We start from the raw sequence: 5487 nt of genomic DNA on the forward strand, positions 1-5487 counted from the left end.
GCGGCGATCCGCCGGTCGAGGTGCCGGTCAGTGCCGGGCCCGTCGGCGCCGCCGGCGGCCCGCAGCTCGGCCGCGTACGCCTCGGGCTCGCCCAGCCGGTCGACCAGCGAGCCGTCCGTCTCGGCGGCCACCTCGGTCAGGTGCTCCGGCAGGTCCTCGGTCAACTCGTCGCGGACGGCGGGCGGCAGGTCGGCCAGCGCGGCCCGCACCCGGTCGACGTAGTCCGCGATCTCCTGCTCCGTGACGGTCATGCCGCCATCCCCCGATCCTCGAGCAGTGCGTCCATGGTGCTGGCGAAGGAGCGCCAGGTCTTGCCGGAGCGGGTGAGCTGGTCCCGGCCGGCGGCGTTGAGCGCGTAGTACTTCCGGTGTGGGCCGGACTCGCTCGGCACGACATAGGTGGTGAGCAGGCCGGCGGCGAAGAGCCGGCGCAGCGTGCCGTAGACCGAGGCGTCTCCGACCTCCTCGAGGCCGGCCTCGCGCAACCGGCGCAGGATGTCGTACCCATAGCCGTCCTCATCCTTGAGGACGGCGAGAACCGCGAGGTCGAGCACGCCCTTCAGGAGCTGGGTGGTATCCACGCTCCCGACAGTAGTGTGGATTGCGTAGTACCGTCAAGAGCACACTACCCGCGGGTCGTCGTAGGGTCGAAGGCATGTCGTGGAGCAGCTACGGGTCGTTCCTGGTCTTCGCCACGGTGCTGATCCTCATCCCCGGCCCCGACTTCGCGGTGGTCACCCGCAACACCCTCGCCGCGGGTCGGGCCCGGGGCCGGTGGAGCGCGCTCGGGGTGACCTGCTCGAACGCCGTACAGGGGGTTGCGGCGGCGGCCGGGCTGGGCGCGCTGATCGTCCGCTCCCAGCCGCTGTTCGAGACGATCCGCTGGGCCGGCGTGGCCTACCTGGCGTACCTCGGGGTGCAGGCCTGGCGCTCGGCCTCGCGCGGCCGGTACGCGCCGCTGGACGACGACGCCGACACCCCGTCGGGCCAGGCGCTGACCGGGTTCCGCCAGGGCTTCCTCTCCAACATCACCAACCCGAAGGTGCTCGCGTTCTACCTGGCCGTGCTGCCCCAGTTCGTGGGCGGCTCGGCGCCGCTGGCGGTGCTGCTCGTCTTCGCCCTCAGCCACGCGGTCCTGTCGCTCGGGTACCTGCTGGTGCTGGTCGGCGCCCTGAACCGGGCCCGCGAGCTGCTGTCGCGTCGGCGGGTGCGCCGCTGGCTGGACGGGCTGACCGGGGTGGCGCTGCTCGGCTTCAGCGCCCGGCTGGCCACCGAACGGCTCTGAGCCGACTCACTCGTCGTGCTGCGTCACGTTGATGACCGCGCCGTTCGGGTCGCGGACGAAGAACCGGCGCAGCCCCCACGGCTCGTCGGTTAACGGGTAGACGATCTCGGCACCGGCGGCGACGCACCGGGCGTGCACGTCGTCGACGTCGTCCACCTCGATCGAGACGTCGGGGTGGACTCCCGCCTTGACGTCCAGCTTCATCACGGAGAGTTGGACCTCGCGGGTGCCCCCACCGAAGAACAGGATCCAGTCGAGGCCGTCACCACCGCCGAGCCCGATCAGGTCCCGGTAGAAGTGGCGGCTGGCCTCGAAGTCGTCGGAGCGAATGTTCGGCTTGATGCGCTTGACCGTCACTCCCTGAGACTAGGCCCGGATGACGGTGACTTAAGTTTCGCTTATCGAGCCTGCTGATCCGCGCGGAAGATCGGTACCTTGCCCGGATGCGACACATCGGAACCGTGCTCGCCTCAGCCGTCGTGGGTCCGCTGGCCTGGCTCCTGTTCGCCCTCGGCCAAGATCGGTCGGCCCAGGCGTTCGCGAATGCGCAGGACGGCGGCGCACTGGACAGCGCTGATTTCGTTCGACCCGTGCTGGTGCTGGCGGCTGCCGGGATCCTGCTCGGGCTCATTGCCACGCTCCGGTTCTCCCCGCTGGGCGCGGCGCTGACCGGGTTGGTCTACTCGGCCAGTTACCTGGGCCTGCTGATCAGCCCGACCTCGCTGATGAGACTGCTCGACCACAAACTGACCGTGAGCGGCCACCAGATCGATCTGGCGACTCCCGTACGGACCGGGACGACGCTGCTGGTGGGCTCGCTGCTGCTCGTCGGGGTGGTCAGCATCCGCCGTTGGCAGCGCTGGCCGCAGCCGGCGGCCGACGCACCCGCGGCCCTGGTACCGGACGAGGTCATTCCGCCCGCAACGCGGCGGAACCGCCCACTCGGCGTGGACGGCCTCGGCCTCGGCAGTCCAGGCCGGACGCCGGAGCCGGAGCCGGTTCGGGCCGGCGGCTCGGGCTCGGGCGGCAGTTCGGAGTGGGTCGGCTTGCTGTCCGGGGACTCCGGCGACAGGTTCGGGCGGTCGTCGGACTGGCCGCGCCAGGCGTCGAGGTCGTACCCGTCCAGGTAGTTCTCACGTCGCCGCCGCTAGTCCCGCGGAGCGAGGCTCCAGGCGATGCCGTCGAGGATGTCGTGCTCGGAGGCGGCCACGGAGGGCATCCCGGCCCGCTCCATGATCACCCGCAGCACCAGGGCGCCGGCGCCGATCACGTCGGCCCGGCCCGGGTGCATCACCGGGATGGCCAGCCGCTGTTCGCGGGTCTTCGCGAGCAGGTCGGCGGTCACGTCGGCGACCTGGTCGTACGACACCCGGGCGTGGTGGATGCGGGCCGGGTCGTACTCCTGGAGGCCTTGGGCGATGGCGACCACGGTGGTGACCGAACCGGCGAGCCCGACCAGGGTGGCCGCCTCGCGGCCCGGCACGGCCTCCAGGGCCCGGTCCACCGCGACCGCGATGTCGGCCTGCGCGGCGGCGATCTCGTCCAGGGTCGGCGGGTCGTCGTGCAGGTGCCGCTCGGTCATCCGCACGCAGCCGATGTCCATCGAGATGGCTGCCTGCACCCCGCCCTCGCGGGTGCCGACCACGAACTCGGTCGAACCGCCGCCGATGTCGACGACCAGGTACGGCGGCTCGGCGTCGGCGGGCAGCCCGCGGACCGCGCCGGTGAAGGAGAGGCGGGCCTCCTCGTCACCGGTCACCACCTCGGGGGCCACGCCGAGGGTCTGCTCGACCATGGTCCGGAAGTCCGCGGCGTTCGCGGCGTCACGGGTCGCCGAGGTGGCGCACATCCGCACCCGCTCGGCGCCGAGCTTCTCGATCTCGGCCGCGTAGTCGGCGAGGGCCACCCGGGTGCGCTCGATCGCCTCCGGCGCGAGCCGACCGGTCCGGTCCACGCCCTGGCCCAGCCGGACGATCTCCATCCGGCGGCTCAGGTCGACCAGCGGCGCCTGCGGACCCGCCGAGGGATCGGGCAGGTCGGCGACCAGGAGCCGGATCGAGTTCGTCCCGCAGTCGATGGCGGCCACACGCGTCGTCACGGCAGCAACCCTACGGCAGGCCGACGCTGCCTGTGCCCGTCCCGGTCCCGGCCGCCCGGCAGCATGCCGGCCCGGCGCTCCGGCCCGCCGCACGGTGGAGACGGCCCGTCCTCGCTCACGCAGCGTTACTCGACCCATGTCTCACGGCGGGTGACGGTCGCTGTCGTGGAACGACAACCGTCCCCGTCCTTTGCTCTGCTGCAGCCCACGCAACACCAGGTTGAGCTGCGGGTTCTTCTGACAAGGTCGGCGTGGGGCGCCAGCGCGTCAGCACGGTCGGTGACTGTTGCGCATGAGGCAGCAGAGCAAAGCGGCCGAGCGGTTGTGCTGGTCCTGAGCAGGCGGATACGGGCGGTGATCGATCAGCGCCTGGTTGCAGGAGGCGCGACGCGACGGCAGCCACGACGGGACGGCGGGCCGGGCACGACGGGACGGCGCGACGGCTGGCGGTGGGGCCGCAACTGAGGATCGGCCCCAGGGCGGGCGCTCAGAGGCGCAGCAGCATGCGGGTGTTGCCGAGGGTGTTCGGCTTGACCCGTTCCAGGTCCAGGAACTCGGCGACACCCTCGTCGTAGGAGCGGAGCAGCTGCTCGTAGACCGGCTGCGGCACCGGCGCGCCGTCGATCTCCTGGAAGCCGAACGAGGCGAAGAAGCCCGTCTCGAAGGTGAGCACGAAGATCCGGGCCACACCCAACTCGCGGGCCGCGTCGATCAGCTCCCCGACGATCCGGTGCCCGATCTTCCGGCCCCGGCAGGCCGGGTCCACCGCCACCGTACGGATCTCGGCCAGGTCCTCCCACATCACGTGCAGCGCGCCGCAGCCGACCACGGTGCCGTCGCCCGTCGCCGCCACCCGGAACTCCTGCACGTCCTCGTAGAGGGTGACGGTCGCCTTGCTGAGCAGCCGCCGGTCGTCCGTGTAGGTGTCGACGAGCCGCCGGATCCCGCGGACGTCGCCGGTGCGGGCCCGCCGGACGACGATCTCCTCGGCGTTCACTCGTCCGCCGGCACGTCCACGCACGGGCCGGCCGCCCACCACTTCTCCACCAGCGCCAGCGTCTCGTCCCCGAACGGGTTGACCCCCGGCCCGGCGGCCAGCGCGTGCCCCAGGTGCACGTGCAGGCACTTCACCCGACCCGGCATGCCGCCGGCCGAGATGCCGGCGATCTCCGGCACGTGCCCGATCGCCTCCCGGCGGGCCAGGTAGTCCTCGTGCGCCGCCCGGTAGCGGTCGGCCAGCTCCGGATCCGCGGCGAGCCGGTCGGCCATCTCCTTCATCAGCCCCGCCGACTCCAGCCGGCTGCACGCCGCCGTCGCCCGGGGGCAGGTCAGGTAGAACAGCGTCGGGAAGGGCGTGCCGTCGGCCAGGCGCGGCGTCGTCTCCACCACGTCGGGCAGGCCGCAGGGGCACCGGTGGGCCACCGCCCGGGTGCCCCGGGGCGGGCGTCCGAGCTGCGCGGCCACCGCGGCCAGGTCGGCCTCGGTGGCCGGTTGCCGCTCCGGCGGGGGTACGGAGCCCGCCGCCGGGTCCTGCGGTGGTACGACAGTCACGGTGCCCATCTCTCGTTCGACGCTCAGGTGCTGCTCACTTGTCGGCGTTGGCCGCCTGGACGCTGGACCACAGCGTGTCGTACCAGGGGTCCGGGGCCTTCGGCGCCGCCGGCTTCGCGCCCCGACCGGCGTCCTTGGCGGCGCCCTCCGGGTCGGAGAGCACCACCAGCAGGGTCTCGCCGGGCTTGCCCATGAAGAACCGCTCCCGGGCCTGGCTCTCGATGTACGCCGGGTCCTGCCACTTGGCCGCCTCGGCGGAGAGGTCCTCGATCCGCCTGCGCTGATCGGCCTGGGAAGCCTCCATCCGCTCGATGTCGGCCTGCTGGTCCAGGTAGACGCGGACCGGATAGGTGTACGCCAGGGCGAGCGCGATCAGCACCGCAAAGAGCACGGTGGCCCGCCCGGTGAAGCGCCGGGGTTGAGGTGCGGAGAGCCGCTTGGCGCTGCCGCCGGCCGCCGTACGCCGGGCGGCGGCGTTCCCGCGCTACCGTTCGGCCTGACGCGACGAAGCTCCGGGGGAGGGGTGTGACGATGCAGCAGCGCCGCACACCGGG

General features: G+C 72.5%; 8 protein-coding genes and 1 pseudogene. 2 read left to right on the top strand and 7 right to left on the bottom strand.

The annotated features are described in order from the left end of the window. Positions 1-251: HAAS signaling domain-containing protein (locus DKL51_RS05385; protein ID WP_438819649.1), on the bottom strand; the 251-nt coding region annotated here is incomplete at its 3' end. Then, positions 248-580, bottom strand: a complete 333-nt coding sequence (locus DKL51_RS05390) for a PadR family transcriptional regulator (RefSeq protein ID WP_109945584.1) — start codon at positions 578-580, stop codon at positions 248-250. The genes DKL51_RS05385 and DKL51_RS05390, both read right to left, overlap by 4 nt. 74 nt (positions 581-654) lie before the next feature. On the opposite strand from DKL51_RS05390, the gene DKL51_RS05395 reads away from it, so the two are divergent. Further along, on the top strand, positions 655-1284 hold the full coding sequence (locus DKL51_RS05395; RefSeq protein ID WP_109945583.1) for a LysE family translocator: 630 nt from the start codon (positions 655-657) through the stop codon (positions 1282-1284). A 6-nt stretch (positions 1285-1290) separates the two neighbouring features. On the opposite strand, the gene DKL51_RS05400 is transcribed toward DKL51_RS05395, so the two are convergent. After that, positions 1291-1641, bottom strand: a complete 351-nt coding sequence (locus tag DKL51_RS05400) for a VOC family protein (RefSeq protein WP_109945582.1) — start codon at positions 1639-1641, stop codon at positions 1291-1293. 86 nt (positions 1642-1727) lie between these two features. Between DKL51_RS05400 and DKL51_RS05405 the strand changes: the two genes are divergently transcribed. Beyond that, entirely contained in the window at positions 1728-2414 is a 687-nt protein-coding gene (locus tag DKL51_RS05405; RefSeq protein WP_109966803.1) for a hypothetical protein, read from the top strand. Positions 2415-2431: 17 nt separating this feature from the next. Here the strand turns inward: DKL51_RS05405 and DKL51_RS05410 are convergent, their stop codons facing one another. From DKL51_RS05410 to DKL51_RS05425, 4 genes and pseudogenes are all read right to left on the bottom strand, one after another. Beyond that, positions 2432-3370, bottom strand: coding sequence for a Ppx/GppA phosphatase family protein (locus tag DKL51_RS05410; RefSeq protein ID WP_109966802.1), 939 nt, complete (start codon positions 3368-3370; stop codon positions 2432-2434). Between the two features lie 499 nt (positions 3371-3869). Then, positions 3870-4379, bottom strand: a complete 510-nt coding sequence (locus DKL51_RS05415) for an amino-acid N-acetyltransferase (RefSeq protein ID WP_109945579.1) — start codon at positions 4377-4379, stop codon at positions 3870-3872. After that, positions 4376-4933 (bottom strand): DUF501 domain-containing protein, encoded by a 558-nt coding sequence (locus DKL51_RS05420; RefSeq protein ID WP_109945627.1) that lies wholly within the window; start codon positions 4931-4933, stop codon positions 4376-4378. The genes DKL51_RS05415 and DKL51_RS05420 overlap by 4 nt, the downstream gene beginning before the upstream one ends. 34 nt (positions 4934-4967) lie before the next feature. After that, a pseudogene (locus DKL51_RS05425) lies at positions 4968-5405 on the bottom strand (FtsB family cell division protein); the annotation flags it as partial. Positions 5406-5487 lie beyond the last annotated feature (82 nt).

It is taken from the genome of Micromonospora globispora (assembly GCF_003857015.1).
In the GTDB taxonomy this organism is placed as follows: Bacteria; Actinomycetota; Actinomycetes; order Mycobacteriales; family Micromonosporaceae; genus Micromonospora; species Micromonospora globispora.